At 61.4% G+C, this 18,754-nt stretch carries 19 protein-coding genes; 8 read left to right on the top strand and 11 right to left on the bottom strand.

Annotation, left to right across the window (positions count from 1 at the left end):
- Positions 1–109: 109 nt before the first annotated feature.
- Positions 110–490 (bottom strand): hypothetical protein, encoded by a 381-nt coding sequence (locus tag ACW9IB_RS16390; RefSeq protein ID WP_457414478.1) that lies wholly within the window; start codon positions 488–490, stop codon positions 110–112.
- Positions 491–638: 148 nt separating this feature from the next.
- On the opposite strand from ACW9IB_RS16390, the gene ACW9IB_RS16385 reads away from it, so the two are divergent.
- Together ACW9IB_RS16385 and ACW9IB_RS16380 are read left to right on the top strand one after the other, a co-directional pair.
- Positions 639–830 carry a heavy-metal-associated domain-containing protein gene (locus ACW9IB_RS16385; protein ID WP_457368364.1) on the top strand — a complete coding sequence of 64 codons (192 nt, stop codon included), beginning with the start codon at positions 639–641 and terminating at the stop codon, positions 828–830.
- An 85-nt stretch (positions 831–915) separates the two neighbouring features.
- Positions 916–2,109, top strand: coding sequence for a multidrug effflux MFS transporter (locus tag ACW9IB_RS16380; RefSeq protein WP_457368363.1), 1,194 nt, complete (start codon positions 916–918; stop codon positions 2,107–2,109).
- An 8-nt stretch (positions 2,110–2,117) separates the two neighbouring features.
- On the opposite strand, the gene ACW9IB_RS16375 is transcribed toward ACW9IB_RS16380, so the two are convergent.
- From ACW9IB_RS16375 to ACW9IB_RS16365, 3 genes are all read right to left on the bottom strand, one after another.
- Positions 2,118–2,300, bottom strand: coding sequence for a hypothetical protein (locus ACW9IB_RS16375; RefSeq protein WP_457368362.1), 183 nt, complete (start codon positions 2,298–2,300; stop codon positions 2,118–2,120).
- A 145-nt stretch (positions 2,301–2,445) separates the two neighbouring features.
- A complete protein-coding gene (locus ACW9IB_RS16370; protein ID WP_457414477.1) occupies positions 2,446–3,459 on the bottom strand; it encodes a zinc-binding alcohol dehydrogenase family protein in 1,014 nt (337 codons plus the stop codon).
- Positions 3,460–3,484: 25 nt separating this feature from the next.
- Positions 3,485–3,778 carry a putative quinol monooxygenase gene (locus tag ACW9IB_RS16365; RefSeq protein WP_065874251.1) on the bottom strand — a complete coding sequence of 98 codons (294 nt, stop codon included), beginning with the start codon at positions 3,776–3,778 and terminating at the stop codon, positions 3,485–3,487.
- Between the two features lie 118 nt (positions 3,779–3,896).
- Here ACW9IB_RS16365 and ACW9IB_RS16360 point away from each other — a divergent pair, with 118 nt between their 5' ends.
- From ACW9IB_RS16360 to ACW9IB_RS16350, 3 genes are all read left to right on the top strand, one after another.
- Positions 3,897–4,826 carry a LysR family transcriptional regulator gene (locus tag ACW9IB_RS16360; RefSeq protein WP_457414475.1) on the top strand — a complete coding sequence of 310 codons (930 nt, stop codon included), beginning with the start codon at positions 3,897–3,899 and terminating at the stop codon, positions 4,824–4,826.
- Positions 4,827–4,960: 134 nt separating this feature from the next.
- A complete protein-coding gene (locus tag ACW9IB_RS16355) occupies positions 4,961–5,704 on the top strand; it encodes an ArsR/SmtB family transcription factor (RefSeq protein ID WP_457414473.1) in 744 nt (247 codons plus the stop codon).
- Positions 5,705–5,760: 56 nt separating this feature from the next.
- Complete coding sequence (locus ACW9IB_RS16350; RefSeq protein ID WP_457368358.1) at positions 5,761–7,131, top strand: MFS transporter; 1,371 nt, start codon at positions 5,761–5,763, stop codon at positions 7,129–7,131.
- 126 nt (positions 7,132–7,257) lie between these two features.
- On the opposite strand, the gene ACW9IB_RS16345 is transcribed toward ACW9IB_RS16350, so the two are convergent.
- Positions 7,258–8,211, bottom strand: coding sequence for an adenosine deaminase (locus tag ACW9IB_RS16345; protein ID WP_457368357.1), 954 nt, complete (start codon positions 8,209–8,211; stop codon positions 7,258–7,260).
- A 194-nt stretch (positions 8,212–8,405) separates the two neighbouring features.
- On the opposite strand from ACW9IB_RS16345, the gene ACW9IB_RS16340 reads away from it, so the two are divergent.
- A complete protein-coding gene (locus tag ACW9IB_RS16340; protein WP_457368356.1) occupies positions 8,406–9,494 on the top strand; it encodes a calcium:proton antiporter in 1,089 nt (362 codons plus the stop codon).
- Between the two features lie 138 nt (positions 9,495–9,632).
- Here the strand turns inward: ACW9IB_RS16340 and ACW9IB_RS16335 are convergent, their stop codons facing one another.
- The 6 genes from ACW9IB_RS16335 to ACW9IB_RS16310 all read right to left on the bottom strand — a co-directional run bounded on the left by ACW9IB_RS16335 (position 9,633) and on the right by ACW9IB_RS16310 (position 15,595).
- Entirely contained in the window at positions 9,633–10,991 is a 1,359-nt protein-coding gene (locus ACW9IB_RS16335; RefSeq protein ID WP_457414471.1) for an 8-oxoguanine deaminase, read from the bottom strand.
- Between the two features lie 145 nt (positions 10,992–11,136).
- Positions 11,137–11,823 carry an SDR family oxidoreductase gene (locus ACW9IB_RS16330; protein WP_457414470.1) on the bottom strand — a complete coding sequence of 229 codons (687 nt, stop codon included), beginning with the start codon at positions 11,821–11,823 and terminating at the stop codon, positions 11,137–11,139.
- Positions 11,824–11,858: 35 nt separating this feature from the next.
- Complete coding sequence (locus tag ACW9IB_RS16325; protein WP_457414468.1) at positions 11,859–12,440, bottom strand: IMPACT family protein; 582 nt, start codon at positions 12,438–12,440, stop codon at positions 11,859–11,861.
- A gap of 12 nt (positions 12,441–12,452) precedes the next feature.
- Positions 12,453–13,112 (bottom strand): TetR family transcriptional regulator C-terminal domain-containing protein, encoded by a 660-nt coding sequence (locus tag ACW9IB_RS16320; RefSeq protein ID WP_457368352.1) that lies wholly within the window; start codon positions 13,110–13,112, stop codon positions 12,453–12,455.
- A gap of 87 nt (positions 13,113–13,199) precedes the next feature.
- Positions 13,200–14,594 carry a uracil-xanthine permease family protein gene (locus ACW9IB_RS16315; protein ID WP_457414466.1) on the bottom strand — a complete coding sequence of 465 codons (1,395 nt, stop codon included), beginning with the start codon at positions 14,592–14,594 and terminating at the stop codon, positions 13,200–13,202.
- A gap of 80 nt (positions 14,595–14,674) precedes the next feature.
- A complete protein-coding gene (locus ACW9IB_RS16310; RefSeq protein ID WP_457414465.1) occupies positions 14,675–15,595 on the bottom strand; it encodes a LysR family transcriptional regulator in 921 nt (306 codons plus the stop codon).
- A 125-nt stretch (positions 15,596–15,720) separates the two neighbouring features.
- On the opposite strand from ACW9IB_RS16310, the gene ACW9IB_RS16305 reads away from it, so the two are divergent.
- Together ACW9IB_RS16305 and ACW9IB_RS16300 are read left to right on the top strand one after the other, a co-directional pair.
- On the top strand, positions 15,721–17,070 hold the full coding sequence (locus tag ACW9IB_RS16305) for an aminotransferase class III-fold pyridoxal phosphate-dependent enzyme (protein ID WP_457368349.1): 1,350 nt from the start codon (positions 15,721–15,723) through the stop codon (positions 17,068–17,070).
- Positions 17,071–17,109: 39 nt separating this feature from the next.
- Positions 17,110–18,603, top strand: a complete 1,494-nt coding sequence (locus tag ACW9IB_RS16300; RefSeq protein WP_457368348.1) for a CoA-acylating methylmalonate-semialdehyde dehydrogenase — start codon at positions 17,110–17,112, stop codon at positions 18,601–18,603.
- The last annotated feature ends 151 nt before the right edge of the window (positions 18,604–18,754 follow it).

Raw genomic sequence — 18,754 nt, 5'->3', positions numbered from 1 at the left:
AGAAGTTGCGCCTAGGATCAACCTTGACCTGTGGGGAAGGTCAAGCCCTCAGTCTTCCACGCGGCACTCCCACGCAGGGCGTGGGAACGATCTCCATCTTCAGAGGGGATCAGTATTCGAGGGCGGCAGCTTTCAGGTACATGCCATCCGGCCCCTGGGCGATGCGCAGCTTGCGCACGTCACCGGCCTTGAGGGTGATGGTCTGCGCCGGTGGCGCGAGCATGCCCGGCTGGCAGCCCGGGGTCTGGCCCGGCAGCAGCTTCAGGCGCAGGGACAGGTTGCCCGCCGGCAGGTTGAACGAGGTGGCCTGTTCCTGGAACAGACGGCCCGCCAGTTGATCATTGAGGTACAGGCCGATCTCGCAATTGGTCGGCACCTCCAGACGTTCCCGGGAAATGATCAGCACCGCATAGTCTTCGGCCGCGCTGGCCGGTGGCACGGCGGCAAACAAGCCCATCAGGCCGACAAGGGCAAAAAACGACCCGCGCATGGCGAACGCTCCGTGGTGGATGGCTAAGAGGATTGAAGCTTGGCCGACGTCGCGCCCGAATACCAGCCCGGCAGATGTTTTCAGAACTTGACCTTGCCATGGTGACAAGGTCGACACTGCGCTCAACCTTCATCAAAGGAGCCATGTCATGCAAGTGTTCAACGTGGAAGGAATGACCTGCGGCCATTGTGTTCGGGCGGTGACCCAGGCGGTACAGGGCGCGGACCAGGCGGCGGAGGTGAAAGTGGACCTCGCCGCGAAACAGGTCAGTGTGCAAAGCCAGCTGAGCCGGGAGGTGATTGCCGGTTTGATCCGTGAAGAAGGCTACGAGGTCGTCTGATTTTTGATAGTTAGCCAGCTATCTTAATGTTCAAGGCACTCAAGCCCGGCTAGACTGTCGGGCTGCCGACTTTCTTGGGTGCCTGATGAACCTGCGCATAATCCTGATCCTGGGCGCCTTGAGCGCCTTCGCGCCGCTGGCGATCGACTTTTACCTGCCGGGCTTTCCGGCGATGGCCACGGCGTTCGCCACTGACGAAAAACATATCCAACTGACCCTGGCGGTGTATTTCGCCGGGCTGGCCATCGGCCAACTGGTCTATGGCCCGCTGGCCGACCGCTTCGGTCGCCGCGTGCCCCTGCTCAGCGGTGTCACGCTGTTTACCCTGGCATCGTTTGCCTGCGCTTACGCTCCGTCATTGGAATGGCTGGTGGGCGCACGTTTCGTGCAGGCCCTGGGCGGTTGCGCGGGTATGGTGATTTCCCGCGCGGTGGTCAGTGACAAATGCGATGCCGTGGGTTCGGCCAAGGTGTACTCGCAACTGATGCTGGTGACGGGCCTGGCGCCGATCCTCGCCCCCCTGGCGGGTGGCGTGATGGTCGGGGTGTGGGGCTGGCAGTCGATTTTCCTGGCGTTGTCGGTGTTCAGCGTCATGGCGGCCATTGCCGTGGCACTGGGGTTGCCGGAAACCTTGCCGGCCAACCAGCCGCGTCAGCCGTTGTCCGGGTCGTTGCGCCGCTACATCGGGCTGCTGTCGGACCGGGTCTACCTCGGCTATGCCCTCACCGGTGGCATTTCGATTGCCGGGATGTTCGCCTACATCGCCGGTTCGCCGTTCGTCTTCATCAAGCTGTACGGAGTAGCCCCCGAGCACTACGGCTGGCTGTTCGGCTCGAATGCCGCCGGCTTCATTCTGGTGGCCCAGCTCAATGCGCGGTTGTTGTCCAGGCGTGGCCCGGCGTTTCTGTTGTCGCGCACGGTGTGGGTCTATGTGCTGGCGGCGCTGACGTTGCTGGGGATCACGGCGTTGCGTCCCGCTGCGTTGTGGCCGTTGCTGGTGCCGCTGTTTATCTGCATCGCCAGCCTGGGGTGCATCCTGCCCAATACCTCGGCCTGCGCCATGAGCGGGCAGGGCGCGCGGGCCGGCAGTGCCTCGGCGCTGCTGGGCTGTATTCAGTTCGGCGTGGCGGCGGGGGCTGCGTCATTGGTCGGGGTGCTGCACGATGGCACCGCGATGCCGATGGCCATGGTCATCAGTTTGTGCGGGGTGTTGGCGGTGACGATTGCGGTGTCGACCCAGCGCCTGCAACGGGCGAGGGCCGCGCAGGCGCAGGTCTGAAGGGCGTATCAGCCAGCAGCGGCGCGCTGCTGGCCAAGGGGAAAGTGGTGGGGGGCCTGGATGCGGGCTTGCAGGGTGTCGGCGAAGGCGCGGGCCTCGGCCTCACTGCGGAAGGTGAAGGCGTTCTGGTCGAGACGGACCTGCCATTTGTTGCCGGGGGTTTTTGCTAACGCTTTTATCAGGATCTTCATTGCTGACTTCCTCACGTAAAAGAATCGTGGCAAAGGCCGCCAATATAAACCCGAATACGCTCACAAATATGACAAAGATCAACTCTCGGACTAGCGGTGCCGTCCATCACTGCGATGAATAACGGACGGCACCCAGCCCAGGTTTTCAGAATCCTTCCAGCACGATCTTGCCCTTGGCCTTGCCGCTTTCCAGCAGCGCGTGGGCCCGGCGCAGGTTGGCCGCGTTGATCACGCCGAAGTGCTCGCCCACCGTGGTTTTCAGGGTGCCGGCGTCGATCAGTTGCGCCACGCGGTTGAGCAAGTTGTGCTGCTCGATCATGTCCGGGGTTTCGAACATCGACCGGGTGTACATGAACTCCCAGTGCAGCGACAGGCTCTTGCGCTTGAGCTTGCCGACATCCAATGCCTTGGGGTCATCGATCAGCGCCAGCTTGCCCTGGGGTTGCAGGGCCTCGACCAACTGGTCCAGGTGATGATCGGTCTGGGTCAGGCTGGCGACGTGGGTCACTTGGGCCTGGCCCGCAGCTTTCAGGGCCTCGCTCAACGGTTGGCTGTGATCGATCACCAGGTCGGCGCCCAGTGCTTTCGCCCACTCCTGGGTTTCAGGGCGCGAGGCGGTGCCGATGACTTTCAAGGCAGTGAGTTGGCGCGCCAGTTGGGTCAGGATCGAACCCACGCCACCGGCGGCACCGACGATCAGCAGGCTCTGGCCTTCATCCTTTTTGCCCTCACGCACTTGCAGGCGCTCGAACAGCAGCTCCCAGGCGGTGATGGCGGTCAACGGCAGCGCGGCGGCTTCGGCAAAGCCCAGGCTCTTGGGCATATGGCCGACGATGCGTTCGTCCACGGTGTGCAGTTCGCTGTTGCCGCCCGGGCGGACCAGGGAACCGGCGTAGAACACCTTGTCGCCGGCCTTGAACAGCGTCACTTCGCTGCCGACCGCCTTGACCACACCCGCCACGTCCCAGCCCAGCACCTTGGCGGCGCCGTTTTCCGGGGCGACGTTCTGGCGGACTTTGGTGTCGACCGGATTGACCGAGATGGCTTTGACTTCCACCAGCAGGTCGCGCGGACCGGCGACGGGTTCAGGCAATTCGATGTCTTGCAGGGCGTTTGGATCGTTGATCGGCAAGGATGCGTAGTAGGCAATGGCTTTCATGGTGGCTCCGGAAAAGGGGGGATGATCAGGCAAGAAATTTCAGGCGCTTGAGGTCGAAGTGTTCGATCACGTCGGCGGCCTTGGCGCGGAAGCTCTGGATGTGGGCGCTCTGGTCGTGGTCGGCCAGCGCTGCGTCATCGCTCCAGCGTTCGAGCATGTAGAAGGTCTCGGGGTGTTGCAGGTCCTGGTGCAGGTCGTATTGCTCGCAACCGGCTTCCAGGCGGGTGGGTTCCAGCAGGCCGCGCAGCAAGGTTTCCAGGGTGGCCTGTTGGCCAGGTTTGGCGATCAGTGTGGCGATGACGTTAAAGGCAGTGGACATATTCAACTCCAGACACGTGATGAACGGGATGGACAGATGATTGGCTATTTCCCGTGAAGATAAAAGCGGCTAAAACAGCAGTCTGTTTCAATAAAATTTTGATAGTTGGACGATATGCATGCTGCGTTTTGATGATTTGCAGTTGTTTGTGCGCGCAGCCGACCTGGGCAGTCTTTCGGCAGCGGCGCGGGTGATGGACCTGTCGCCGGCGGTGGCCAGCGCAGCCCTCAAGCGCATCGAGCAACAGCTGGGTACGCGTTTGCTGGCGCGCTCCACCCGCAGCCTGCGCCTGACCGCCGAAGGCGAGGGCTTCCTGGAATATGCCCGTGCTGCGCTGGGTTCGCTGGAAGAGGGACGGCGGTTGCTGGCCAGTGGGCAGGACCATGTCAGCGGCGTGTTGCAACTGTCGGCGCCGTCGGATTTCGGCCGCAACCAATTACTGCCGTGGCTGGACGAGTTTCAGCATGAATACCCGCAACTCACTGTGCGCCTGTTGCTGGGCGACCGCATTGCCGATCTGTTTCGTCAGCCGGTGGACATTGCGCTGCGTTACGGCGAGCCCGAGGACTCCAGCCTGATCGCACTGCCCATCGCCCCGGACAATGTGCGAGTGTTGTGCGCGGCGCCCAGCTATCTCGCGCGGCATGGCGAACCCCGGCACCTGGAACAACTGGCCCAGCACAATTGCCTGCTTTATATGCTCGGCAGTCGGGTGCACGACCATTGGACCTTTCACGATGGCAAGCGCGAAGTGAGCCTGACCGTCTCCGGCGATCGTTTCAGCGACGATGCCGATGTGGTGCGTCGCTGGGCGGTAGCGGGTGTGGGCATTGCCTACAAGTCCTGGCTGGATGTAAGTACCGACGTGCTGGCCGGGCGCTTGCGCTTGATCCTGCCGGAGCTACGCGGCGAGCGAACGCCGCTGAACCTGCTGTGTGCCCACCGTGCGCAGTTGAGTAAACCGATCAACCTGCTGCGGGAAATGCTCGTGTCCCGTTGTGCGACATTAACGGCGCAGTGGCCGGAGCGATTGAGTACTGCGCAATAACCTCCGCTACATCCAGAAATTTCACTCAGATCCCGTCCCTGTTTACGCTGTCAGACGCCGCGGAACTGGCGGCGTGCGCCCCTATACTTTGGCGCCAACCGCAGCAGACAAACGATTCAACAGGGAGTGAATACATGGAAGAAGCACCTTGCATCAGCCAGATCGCCAGCTTGCTCGCCGAACCCAAGCGCACCGCCATGCTCTGGGCCTTGATGGACGGCTCGATCAAATCCTCACACGAGCTGGCGAAGCTCGCCGGGTTGTCACCGACGAGCGCCAATGCCCACCTGGCGCGCCTGACCGGCAGCGGCCTGCTGAAGGTTGAAGCCCGGCGGGGCCAGCGTTTGTTCCGGGTGGCAGCGGAGGATGTCAGTGCCGCCGTCGATGCCTTGGCCTGTACCACCATGGCCAGTGCTCGGCGATGTTCACCCCATGCTGCGCCGCAGGCGCTGGTCGCCCCCCTGTCGTTGCGACAGGCGCGGTTGTGCAACGGGCACCTGGGGGGCGAACTGGCGGCCGGCCTGTATCAACGCATGATGGCGGCGGGCTGGATCGAGCGCTCCGAGCAGCGCCTCGGTATCACCGCCAAGGGGGCGCACTCCCTGGCGGAGCTTGGCCTGTTTATCCACGCGCTGGCTTCGCCGCAGGTGTGTGAGTGTTTCGACTGGAGCCAGCAGCAACCGCATCTGGGCGGTGCACTGGGCGCCGGCTTGCTGCAGTTGTTCATGCAGTCGAACTGGATCAGCGGGGTCAACGATTCCCGGGCATTGCGGGTCAACGACACCGGGCTGGCGGAAATTGCCCGTCTGGCGGCGCCTGAGCCGCCCAGTCTCCCGGTGCGTCGTTCAGAGTTGCAGTCAGGTCGCATCCAGCAATAGCTCGGCCCAATGATGCCGCACACTCGCCGAGGGGATTTCCACACAGGGGGTGCGGCATGGGTAGTCATAGCTATAGTGCAGCGGAACGATTGGAACGGTTGCCCATCAGCGGTTATCACCGCGTCATTTTCATCATCATTGCCCTGGCGTTTTTCTTCGACTCCATGGACCTGGCGATGATGACGTTCCTGCTTGGCTCGATCAAAACCGAATTCGGCCTGAGCACGGCCCAGGCCGGGTTACTGGCCAGTTCGAGCTTTTTCGGCATGGTGGTCGGGGCGTCGCTGTCCGGGATGCTGGCCGACCGCTTTGGCCGCAAGCCGGTGTTCCAGTGGAGCATTGTGCTGTGGGGGCTCGCCAGTTACCTGTGCTCCACGGCGCAGACGGTGGAGACGCTGACGCTGTTCCGCATTTTGCTGGGCATCGGCATGGGCATGGAGTTTCCCATCGCGCAGTCGATGTTGTCGGAGCTGATTCCCGCACAACGGCGCGGGCGCTATATCGCATTGATGGATGGCTTCTGGCCGCTGGGGTTTGTAGCGGCGGGCGTGTTGTCGTATTTCCTGCTGCCGGTGATTGGTTGGCGGGACATCTTCCTGGTGCTGGCGATACCGGCAGTGTTTGTGTTGGCGATCCGCTTTTTCATTCCGGAGTCGCCGCGCTGGCTCGAACAGGCCGGGCGGCATGACGCGGCGGACAAGGTGTTGCGCGGCATCGAACAGAAAGTGCGCGACTCGCTAGGGCAGACCGACTTGCCGACGCCGATTCGCCTGCCACGAATCGACAGTGTTCCGGGCACGTTTTTCTCGGCATTCCAGCAGTTGTGGTCGGCGCAGTACCGCCAGCGCACGTTGATGATCTGGAGTGTGTGGTTCTTCGCCCTGCTGGGTTTCTACGGGCTGACGTCCTGGCTGAGCGCACTGTTGCAGCAATCGGGGTTTGCCGTGACCCAGTCGGTGTATTACACGGTGATCATTTCCCTGGGCGGCATTCCCGGTTTTCTGATGGCGGCCTGGTTGGTTGAGCGCTGGGGGCGCAAGCCGGTGTGCGTGGTGACATTGCTCGGGGGCGGGGTGATGGCGTTTCTGTACGGGCAGAGCGCGGTGTTTGGCGGCAACGTGGGCCTGCTGATCACCTCAGGCCTGTTGATGCAGTTTTTTCTGTTTGGCATGTGGGCGGTGCTTTACACCTATACGCCGGAGTTGTACCCCACCTCGGCCCGGGCCACGGGCTCCGGGTTTGCCTCGGCAATTGGCCGGGTCGGTTCGTTGCTGGGTCCGCTGGTGACCGGGTTGGTGTTTCCGGTGACCGGGCAGGGCGGCGTGTTTGCGCTGGGCGCGCTGTGTTTCGCAGTGGCGGCGCTGGTGGTGTGGGTGTTCGGGATGGAGACGAAGGGCAAGACCCTGGAAGAATTGACCCAGGCTTGAAGGCAATGGCGTCAGTGTGGGAGCGGGCTTGCTCGCGAAAGCGGTGAGTCAGTCGAAATATCTTTGGCTGACACTCCGTTATCGCAGGCAAGCCAGCTCCCACATTTTTTGCTCGTGCTTTCCCCGTTATGGCTTCACGAGCCGCGCATCCAGGCTGTTTTGCGCCAGGCGTCTGGCCTGGTCCTGGGTCATGCCCAGGGCTGTGTGCAGCGCGTGGAAGTTCTCGGTGACGTAACCGCCGAAGTACGCCGGGTCATCCGAGTTCACCGTGACTTTCACACCCCGTTCGAGCATGTCGAGGATGTTGTGCTGAGCCATGTCGTCGAATACGCAAAGTTTGGTGTTGGACAGTGGGCATACGGTCAGCGGGATCTGCTCGTCGATGATGCGTTGCATCAAGCGCTCGTCCTCGATAGCGCGCACGCCGTGGTCGATACGCTGGATCTTCAGCAGGTCGATGGCTTCCCAGATGTACTCGGGCGGGCCTTCTTCACCGGCATGGGCCACGGTAAGGAAGCCTTCGTGGCGTGCACGGTCGAATACGCGCTGGAACTTGCTCGGCGGGTGACCCATCTCCGAACTGTCCAGGCCCACGGCCACGAAGGCATCGCGGAACGGCAGCGCCTGGTCCAGGGTTTTTTCGGCTTCGGCTTCGCTCAGGTGACGCAGGAAGCTGAGGATCAGGCCGCTGGTGATGCCCAGTTGCTGCTCGCCATCTTTGAGGGCTGCCGCGATGCCGTTGAGCACCACTTCGAAAGGGATGCCCCGGTCGGTGTGGGTCTGTGGGTCGAAGAAGGGTTCGGTGTGGATCACGTTCTGCGCCTTGCAGCGCAGCAGGTAGGCCCAGGTCAGGTCGTAGAAATCCTGGGAGGTGCGCAACACATCGGCGCCCTGGTAGTACAGGTCGAGGAACTCTTGCAGGTTATTGAAGGCGTAGGCCTTGCGCAGGGTTTCGACGTCATTCCAAGGCAGCGCAATTTTGTTGCGCTCGGCCAGGGCGAACAGCAACTCCGGCTCCAGCGAGCCTTCCAGGTGCAGGTGCAGTTCTGCCTTGGGCAGGGCGTTGAGCCAATCGTACATTTTCTAAATTCTCATCAGGTGCAATGGCGGCATTCTACAGGCCATGGCTGAAATATTCGGCAAAACCTGACCAGCAGGATTGTTTTCGTTGCATTCGCGCAAGGGCGGTGTGAACTAAGGTGTAACGAAACGTTAGCGGCGTGACGCAGTCTGTACCCCATCAATGACTGATCTGCCGTTTGGGAAGACCCGGAATGCTCACATCCCTCAAGCAAGAAAAATACCTGCTGCTGGCGTTGCTCGCCGCCGTCGCGGCGTACCCGCTGGAGCACTGGATGTTGCACAGCGGGCAGATGATCGCCTTGCTCGCGGGCATGGTGCTGATCGGTTTCATCGTCGTGGCCTCGATGCGGGTTGCGCACCACGCCGAGCAACTGGCGGAAAAGGTCGGCGACCCGTACGGCACGATGATTCTGACCCTGGCCGCCGTGCTGGTGGAAGTGGTGATCCTGGCGATCATGATGAGCAACGAACCCTCGCCGACCCTGGTGCGCGACACCATCTATTCGGCGGTGATGCTCGATATCAACGGCATCCTCGGTCTTGCCGCCCTGATGGGTGGTATCAAGCATGGCGAACAGTCCTACAACGATGACTCGGCACGCAGCTACAGCGTGATGATTCTCACGGCCATGGGCGTGTCGATGGTGGTGCCGGAATTTATCCCCGAGGCCGACTGGAAAATTTACTCGGCCTTCACCATTGGCGCGATGGTGGTGTTGTACACCCTGTTCCTGCGCATGCAGGTGGGCCCGCACAGTTATTTTTTCAGCTACAGCTACCCGGAAAAGCGTCGCAAGCAACAACCAGAAGCAGAGGCACCGCCGATCAACCTGGCGTTTTCCATCGGCACACTGGTGTTTGGCGTGATTGTGATCGGCGCGCTGGCCGAGGTGATGTCCAAAACCTTGGACCTGGGCCTGGAAGGTACAGGCGCTCCGCCGGTGATCACGGCGATTGTGGTCGCGGCGATTTCAGCGGCGCCGGAGATTCTGACGGCGCTGCGCGCTGCATTGGCCAACCGCATGCAGTCGGTGGTGAACATTGCGCTGGGGGCTTCGCTGTCGACGGTGATCCTGACCGTGCCGGTGATGGAGGCCATGGCGCTCTACACTGGCCAGCCGTTTCAGATGGCGATGACGCCGGTGCAAACCGTGATGGTGTTTATCACGCTGATCGTCAGCGCGATCAACCTCAACGATGGCGAAACCAACGCCATCGAAGGGATGACCCATTTTGTGTTGTTTGCGACCTTTATCATGCTGTCGCTGTTGGGGTTGTAAGCACCGCAGACCCTGGTATGGAGATCGGGTTTGTGTGGGAGCTGGCTTGCCTGCGATAGCATCATTGCGGTTTGGCTGGTGGACCGAGGTGCCTGCATCGCAGGCAAGCCAGCTCCCACATTTGGATGTGTGTAGGGCTTAGGTTCCGGCGATCAGTTGGCGGGCGGCCTGGCTGTGATCGGCGATCAAGCCTTTGAGGTCCAGGCCTTCGACCTGGCCGTCGATCACGCGCCATTTACCGGCCACCATCACCCGGTCCGCACGGTCGGCGCCGCAGAGCAGCAGTGCCGAGATCGGGTCGTGGCTGCCGGAGAAACGCAGCTCATCCAGTTTGAACAGCGCCAGATCAGCCTGCTTGCCAACGGCCAGCTCACCGATGTCTGTACGGCCCAACAATTGCGCCGAACCTTTGGTTGCCCAACCGAGCACGCCTTCGGGGGTGATTTTTTCGGCGCCGTAGCGCAAGCGTTGGATATACAGCGCTTGGCGAGCTTCTAGGATCATGTTCGACGCGTCGTTGGATGCCGAGCCATCCACGCCCAGGCCGATGGGCGCGCCGGCGGCGAGCAGGTCCAGGGTCGGGCAGATGCCGGAGGCCAGGCGCATGTTCGAGCTTGGGCAATGGCAAATACCCGTGCCGGCCGCGCCAAGGCGTGCAATTTCATCGGGGTTGAAGTGAATGCCGTGGGCCAGCCAGGTGCGTGGGCCGAGCCAGCCGACGCTGTCGAGGTAATCCACGGTGCGCAGGCCGAAGCGTTGCAGGCAGAAGTCTTCTTCGTCGAGGGTTTCCGCCAGGTGGGTGTGCAGGCGCACGTCGAGGCTGTTGGCCAGCTCGGCGCTGGCTTCCATGATTTCCGGGGTGACGGAAAACGGTGAGCAGGGCGCCAGGGCAATCTGGACCTGTGCACCGTCACTACGCTGGTGGTATTCGCGGATCAGGCGTTGGCTGTCTTCCAGGATCACCTGTCCCTCCTGCACGGTTTGCTGCGGTGGTAGCCCGCCATCGGCTTCGCCCAGGCTCATGGAACCCCGGGTGAGCATGGCGCGCATGCCCAGTTCGCGCACGCTTTGCACTTGTACGTCGATGGCGTTTTCCAGCCCGTCGGGGAACAGGTAGTGGTGATCGGCTGCCGTGGTGCAGCCCGAGAGCAGCAGTTCGGCCAGGGCGACTTTGGAGGCCAGCGCGAGTTTTTCCGGGGTCAGGCGAGCCCACACCGGATACAGGGTTTTCAGCCACGGGAACAGCGGCTGATTGACCACCGGCGCCCAGGCGCGGGTCAGGGTTTGATAGAAGTGGTGGTGGGTGTTGATCAGCCCGGGCAGGACGACATGCTCGCGCGCGTCGAACACTTGGCTGCAAGGCTGCGCAGGTGCTTGGCCTTGGGCCAGCACTTCGCTGATCACACCGTCTTGCAGCACCAGGCCGCCCCGGGCATCGAGGCCATTGGCAGTGAAAATCGCGAGGGGGTTTTTTAACCAGATACGGGTCGCAGGCATGGGCCGGCTCCTCTGAATGATGGGTTCAGGTTTGCCAGCTCAGTGTTGCCCTGTCTGCTGATCCAGGGTCGCCGGGGAGGGCGAGGGGGCAGTCTACGCGGGGACCGTTATCGCCGGCAATCGCTCGATAACGGTCCCCGACGGTTTACCAGGCGATGGTGTCGCCCTTGTAGTCGATAAAGTGATGGCCGCCTTTGCCGGTGTAGGCATTTACCTGGTCCACCAGGCCGCGCACGCTGGTGTCGACATCGATCTGTGCGTTTTCACCGCCCATGTCGGTCTTGACCCAGCCCGGGTGCATCGACAGTACGGTGAGTTTGTGGTCGCCCAGTTGGGTGATGAAGCTGTTGGTCATGGAGTTGAGCGCGGCCTTGCTGGCCTTGTAAAGCGCCAGGTCCGAGCCGTCTGGAAGTGCCACGCTGCCCAGCACCGAGCTCATGAAGGCGAGCACGCCGCTGTCTTTGCGGATCTGCCCGACAAAGCGCTGGGCCAGGTTGATCGGCGCCACAGCGTTGGTGAAGAACAATTGGCCGACTTCCGCCAGGGTGGCGTGGCCCGGCTCCTGATTGGCCGGGCCCTTGACGCCGGCGTTGACGAACAGCAGGTCAAAGGTGCGGTCCTTGAGGCGCTGGTTCAGGGCGATCACGGCTTGCTGATCGTCCATGTCGAGTTTCTCGATCTGTACCGGGCCGAGGGCTTTGAGGGCATCGGCGTTGTTCGGGTCGCGCACGGTCGCGGTCACGTTCCAGCCGTCCTGGAGCAGTTGCTTGACCAGGCCAAGGCCCAGCCCACGAGAGGCGCCGATGATCAATGCAGTTTTTGGCGTAGGCATGAAAGGCTTCCTTTAAGCATCACGGTTCAGGGAGTTCAGCGTTGTAGCAGGATACGCCCACGGCTGAGGTCGGCGAGTTGAAGTTGCAGGGGGTCGATCTGCGCTTCGCCCACCGCGAGCTGCAATTCGACACCGTTGGCGGTAAAGGTTTCTTCGACCACCAGCCCGCCCAATTCGGCAACACGCAGTTTCACCAGGTTCAGTTCGGCAAAACCGCAGGCGCAACTCAGGGGGACACGGCTGATCAATTCGATGCGCTCGGCCGCTTGCAGGCATTTATTGGCCCCGCCGCCGTACGCACGGGCCAGGCCGCCGGTGCCCAACTGGATGCCGCCGTACCAGCGGATCACCAGCACCGCGACCTGATCGAACCCCTGCGCCTCGATGGCTGCCAGGATTGGCCGGCCAGCGGTACCGCCGGGTTCGCCGTCGTCGTTGCTGCGGTATTGATCCGCGAGCTTCCAGGCCCAGCAGTTATGGGTGGCGTTCAGGTCGCTGTGTTGCTCGATGAACGCTTGGGCGTCCTGCGGGCTGGTGATCGGCGCGGCGAAGGTGATGAAGCGGCTTTTGCGTATTTCTTCGCGAAACTCGCAAAGGCCGGTCAGTGTGAAAGGCATAAGTCGCTTCGTTTACAGGGCTGGCTTGATGCCGCAGCCCTTGAGAATGATGTGGATCAGGTTGGTGCCGGCGTCTTCCATATCTTGCTTGGTCAACTTGGTGCGCCCGGTGACGCGACAGATTTGGGTGGCGAAGTCGGCGTAGTGCTGGGTGCTGCCCCACAGCAGGAAGATCAGGTGCACGGGGTCGACGGGGTCCATCTTGCCCGCGTTGATCCAGGCCTGGAACACCGCGGCCCGGCCGCTGAACCAGGCGCGGTAGTCTTGGCTGAAATATTCGGTGAGGCACTCGCCGCCGCTGATGATCTCCATGGCGAAGATCCGCGAGGCTTGCGGTTGGCGTCGCGAGAATTCCATCTTGGTGCGGATGTAGCGGGTAAGGGCGGTGGCCGGGTCATCCTCGGCGGTCAGTGCGTTGAAGGTGCTGTCCCACAGTTCGAGGATATTGCTGAGCACCGCGATATACAGGCCCAGCTTGTTGGTGAAGTAGTAGTGCAGGTTGGCTTTGGGCAGCCCGGCACTGGCCGCGATGGTGTTCATGCTCGTGCCTTTGTAGCCATGGCGTGCGAACTCGTCTTCGGCCGCCTGGAGAATCGCTTGTTCGTTCTTTTGCCGAATGCGGCTGGCGGGCTTACCGGCGTGGTTGCTGTGGGCAGGAACTTCGAGGCTCATGGAGGTTTCCGTGCTGATCGATGGAGACGACGTGTGCACTGATAACCCACCCTCAAGCCTCAGACAAGTCCTGATGCAATAAAACCGTCAAAGCGGTTCCAGGGTGTCGCTTTCCGGTGCGTGCTTTGCGGCCTCTGAAGGAGCGTTGCTCTCCGGCAGCAACAGGCACAACACGATGGCCGTCAGCCCTCCGCTGGTGATGGCCGAGTCAAACAGTTTCTGCACCAGCGTCGGCATCAGGTGCAGCAGGTTCGGTTGGGCGGCAATCCCCAGGCCGACGCCCAATGAGGTGGCGATGATCAGCATGCTGCGCCGGTCCAGCGGCGCCTGGGCGAGGATGCGCACACCCGCGGCGGCGACGCTGCCGAACATCACCAGGGTGGCGCCGCCCAATACCGGTTTGGGGATTTGCTGCAGCACGGCGCCAATCAACGGAAACAGCCCGAGGCAAAACAGCAGTAAGCCGATATATAAGCCGACGTATCGGCTGGCCACACCGGTCAGTTGGATGACGCCGTTGTTCTGGGCAAAGGTGGTATTGGGGAAGGCGCTGAAGGTGGCGGCGATCATGCAACTGACACCGTCACCCAATACACCGCCTTTGAGCCTGCCTATATAAGCGGGGCCGCTGATGGGCTGCCGGGCGATCATGCAATTGGCGGTGAGGTCGCCGACGGTTTCGATGCTGCTGATCAGATAAATCAACGCGATCGGCAGGAAAGCACTCCAGTCGAAATTGAAGCCAAAGCGAAACGGGATCGGCAGGCTGACCAGAGGCAATCCGGGCAACGCCTGGGGGACGAGTTTGCCGCTGAACCAGGCGGCCAGGCTGCCGAATGCGAGGCCAATGATGATGGCCGAGAGACGCACCCACGGTGTGTTCGAACGGTTGAGCAGGATGATCGTCAACACCACGAACAGGCCCAGCGCCAGGTTGGCGGGGGCTCCGAAGTCCGGCGCGTTGAAGCCCCCGCCCAGGTCGGTAATGCCGACCTTGATCAAACTGATACCGATCAGGGTGATCACAATTCCGGTGACCAGTGGCGTGATAACCCGGCGCAGTTGCCCGATGAAACGACTCAAGACTATTTGTACGACAGCGCCGAAAAAGCACACACCGAAGATCATCGCCATGATGTCCTCCGGGCTGCCGCCCCGTTGTTTCACCAAAAAGCCTGCCGACAATACGGCGCCCAGGAACGCAAAGCTGGTGCCTTGCAGGCAGATCATTCCGGCACCGATACCGAATGGCCTGCGTGCCTGGATGAAGGTGCCGACGCCGGAGACCATCAGCGCCATGCTGATCAAGTAGGGCAAGTGTGCGGTGAGGCCCAGGGTCGAGCCGATGATCAGGGGTGGCGTGATAATGCCGACGAAGGCGGCCAGCACATGTTGCAGTGCTGCAAGGATCGCGGCGGTGGGTTTCGGGCGGTCGTTGAGGCCGTAGATGAGGTCGTTGGGGCTGGAGGATTCTGGAGGCATGGTGGGTTAGCTCAAGGTCTGTGTCCTTGTGTGTCTGCAAAAAGCTGTCCAGGTACTCAGCTTTTTGTATGAGGCCCGAATTAGCGCGTTGCCGCCAGGCTGTCCAGAAAGCTTTCCAGCACCAAATGGGGGCGACGGCCCTTGCGCGTGACCGATGCGAGGCTCAAATCGTAAAAGCGTGTAGTCGGTTTCAGCGCGCGCAGTCGTCCTTGTTGTACCCAAAGGCTGGCGTAGTGGTCGGGAAGGTAGCCAATGTAGCGACCGGTGAGGATCAGGAAGGCCATGCCTTCGCGGTCCGAGGCGCTGGCGGTGCAGTTGAGTGGCTGATAATGCGCCTGGATCTCGGCGGGCAGGCGGAATGTGGGAGCAATGGCGTCCTGACGGTCGATGCGGGCGTCATCCAATTGCTTGTCGTCGGCGTAGAACAGCGGGTGGCCGACTGCGCAGTAGAGCAGCGAGCGTTCGCTGTACAGCGGTTGGTACTCCAGGCCGGAGAGGGCGCTGGCCTGGGGCACGACGCCGACATGCAGGCGACCATCGAGCACGCCTTGCTCCACCTCGTTGGGCGAGATCATGCGGATCTGTATCCGCACGTCCGGGCCACGTTCCTTGAGTTGCGCCAAGGCATGGGTGATGCGCATGTGGGGCAAGGTGACGAGGTTGTCGGTGAGGCCAATGATCAGTTCACCGCGCAAGTGTTGATGGAGGCCGTTGACCTCGGTGCGAAAACTTTCCAGGGCGCTGAGCAGTTGCAGGGCTGACTGGTAGACCTCGCGACCTTCCTCAGTGAGGGAGAAACCGGCGCGCCCGCGTTGGCAAAGCCTGAGCCCGAGGCGCTGTTCGAGATCGCTCATCTGCTGGCTGATGGCGGAGCGGCCAATGCCGAGCACGGTTTCGGCGGCTGAAAAGCCGCCGCACTCCACCACGCTGCGAAAGATGCGCAGCAGGCGGATATCGAAGTCGCTGACTTGGGCGAGGGGATCGGGTCGACGGCTGCTCATAGTTTAGTGGCGGTCTGACTGAAGGTTAGAAGAGTTGAATTTCACCGACTTTATCGTCGTGGCAACTTAGCTGCAACAACGCTTTTCAATCCCGACGCTGCCTTTTGCCCTGCGAGGTTTTGCTGATGAACATGCCCGAAAACGCCCCATCGTCCCTGGCCAGCCAACTGAAGCTGGACGCGCACTGGATGCCCTACACCGCCAACCGCAACTTCCAGCGTGACCCGCGTTTGATCGTGGCCGCCGAAGGCAGCTGGCTGACGGACGACAAGGGGCGCAAGGTGTACGACTCGTTGTCGGGCTTGTGGACGTGCGGCGCCGGGCATACGCGCAAGGAGATCCAGGAAGCGGTCGCCAAGCAATTGGGCACTCTGGATTACTCGCCAGGCTTCCAATATGGCCATCCATTGTCCTTCCAACTGGCGGAAAAGATCACTGATCTGACCCCGGGTAATCTGAACCACGTGTTCTTCACCGATTCCGGCTCCGAATGTGCCGATACCGCGGTGAAGATGGTGCGTGCCTACTGGCGCCTGAAAGGCCAGGCCACCAAGACCAAGATGATTGGCCGTGCCCGTGGTTATCACGGGGTGAACATCGCGGGTACCAGCCTGGGCGGCGTCAATGGCAACCGCAAGATTTTTGGTCAGGCGCTGATGGATGTGGACCATCTGCCCCACACCTTGCTCGCAAGCAATGCGTTTTCCCGTGGCATGCCGGAGCAGGGCGGTATCGCGCTGGCCGATGAGCTGCTCAAGCTGATCGAGCTGCATGATGCGTCGAACATCGCCGCTGTCTTTGTCGAGCCGATGGCGGGCTCCGCGGGAGTGCTGGTGCCGCCTCAGGGCTACCTCAAGCGCCTGCGCGAGATTTGTGACCAGCACAACATCCTGCTGGTGTTCGACGAAGTGATCACCGGTTTCGGTCGTACCGGTTCGATGTTCGGTGCCGACAGCTTCGGTGTGACCCCGGACTTGATGTGCATCGCCAAGCAAGTCACCAACGGTGCGATCCCGATGGGCGCGGTGATTGCGAGCAGCGAGATCTATCAGACCTTCATGAATCAGGCGACGCCGGAGTACGCGGTGGAGTTTCCCCACGGCTACACCTACTCGGCGCACCCGGTTGCGTGCGCAGCGGGCCTGGCGGCGCTGGACCTGTTGCAGAAGGAAAACCTGGTGCAGAGCGTGGCCGAAATCGCACCGCACTTCGAGAATGCGCTGCATGGGTTGAAGGGCAGCAAGAATGTGATCGACATTCGCAACTATGGCCTGGCCGGTGCGATCCAGATTGCCCCGCGTGACGGTGATGCCATCGTGCGCCCGTTCGAGGCCGGCATGGCGTTGTGGAAAGCCGGTTTCTATGTGCGTTTTGGTGGCGACACCCTGCAGTTCGGACCAACCTTCAACAGTAAGGCGCAGGACCTGGATCGCTTGTTCGATGCGGTCGGCGAAGTACTGAACAAGATCGACTGATTTCTCCTTCTATATAGAACAACTTTTCAGGAGCCCTGCATGAGCCTTATCCAGCATTTGATCAATGGTGAGTTGGTCAGTGATTCCGGTCGGACTGCCGACGTGTACAACCCGTCGACCGGTCAGGTGATTCACCAGGTGCCGTTGGCCAGCCGTGAAACCATTCAAGGCGCGATCGACGCCGCCAAGGCGGCCTTCCCGGCATGGCGCAACACCCCGGCGGCGAAGCGTGCCCAAGTGATGTTTCGTTTCAAGCAATTGCTGGAGCAGAATGAGGCGCGCATCTCGCAACTGATCAGCGAGGAGCACGGCAAGACCCTTGAGGACGCGGCTGGTGAACTGAAGCGTGGGATCGAGAACGTGGAGTACGCGTGCTCGGCGCCGGAGATTCTGAAGGGCGAGTACAGCCGTAACGTAGGACCGAACATCGATGCCTGGTCGGACTTCCAGCCGCTGGGCGTGGTGGCCGGCATTACCCCGTTCAACTTCCCGGCGATGGTGCCGTTGTGGATGTACCCGCTGGCGATCGTCTGCGGTAACTGTTTCATCCTGAAACCGTCGGAGCGTGACCCAAGTTCGACGCTGCTGATTGCGCAATTGTTGCAGGAAGCCGGTTTGCCTAAAGGCGTGTTGAGCGTGGTCCACGGCGACAAAGGCGCGGTGGATGCACTGATCGAGGCGCCGGAAGTGAAGGCGTTGAGTTTCGTGGGGTCGACGCCGATTGCCGAGTACATTTATGCGGAAGCGACCAAGCGTGGCAAACGTGTGCAGGCATTGGGCGGGGCGAAGAACCACGCGGTGCTGATGCCGGATGCGGACCTGGATAACGCGGTGAGCGCGCTGATGGGCGCGGCGTACGGTTCCTGTGGCGAGCGCTGCATGGCGATTTCGGTGGCCGTGTGCGTGGGAGATCAGGTGGCGGATGCACTGATCGCCAAGCTGGTGCCGCAGATCAAGGCGCTGAAGATTGGCGCGGGTACTTCCTGCGGGCTGGACATGGGGCCGTTGGTTACGGGGCAGGCGCGTGACAAGGTCAGTGGCTATATCGAAGACGGTGTGGCCTCCGGTGCGCAGTTGGTGGTTGATGGCCGTGGCCTGAGCATCGCTGGGAATGAAGACGGCTTCTTCCTGGGCGGCAGCTTGTTTGATCGCGTGACGCCTGAGATGCGCATCTATAAAGAAGAAATCTTCGGGCCGGTATTGTGCGTGGTCCGGGTGAATAGCCTGGAAGCGGCGATGCAACTGATCAACGATCATGAGTACGGGAACGGTACGTGTATCTTCACCCGTGACGGTGAAGCGGCGCGGCTGTTCTGTGATGAGATCGAAGTGGGCATGGTTGGGGTGAACGTGCCGCTGCCAGTGCCTGTGGCCTATCACAGCTTTGGTGGTTGGAAGCGTTCGCTGTTTGGTGATCTGCATGCTTATGGGCCGGATGGGGTGCGTTTCTATACCCGTCGCAAGGCTATTACTCAGCGCTGGCCGCAGCGAGCGAGTCATGAGGCGTCGCAGTTTGCGTTTCCTAGCCTTTAAAGTGGAATGAGAAAAGGCCGGCCCTTGGGGTCGGCCTTTGCGTTTCTGGCGTGTTTTTGACCGATATGACAGAAATGTGAAGAAAGGTGTTGACGGCGAATTTTATCTGTCTATAATTCGCCCCACTTCCGGCGCAGTCGAAACGGAAAAC

The sequence above is a fragment of the Pseudomonas sp. SDO524_S393 genome, assembly GCF_054071875.1.
The sequence above is the reverse complement of the archived record's forward strand: the minus strand, read 5'-3'. Positions and strand labels throughout refer to the sequence as shown.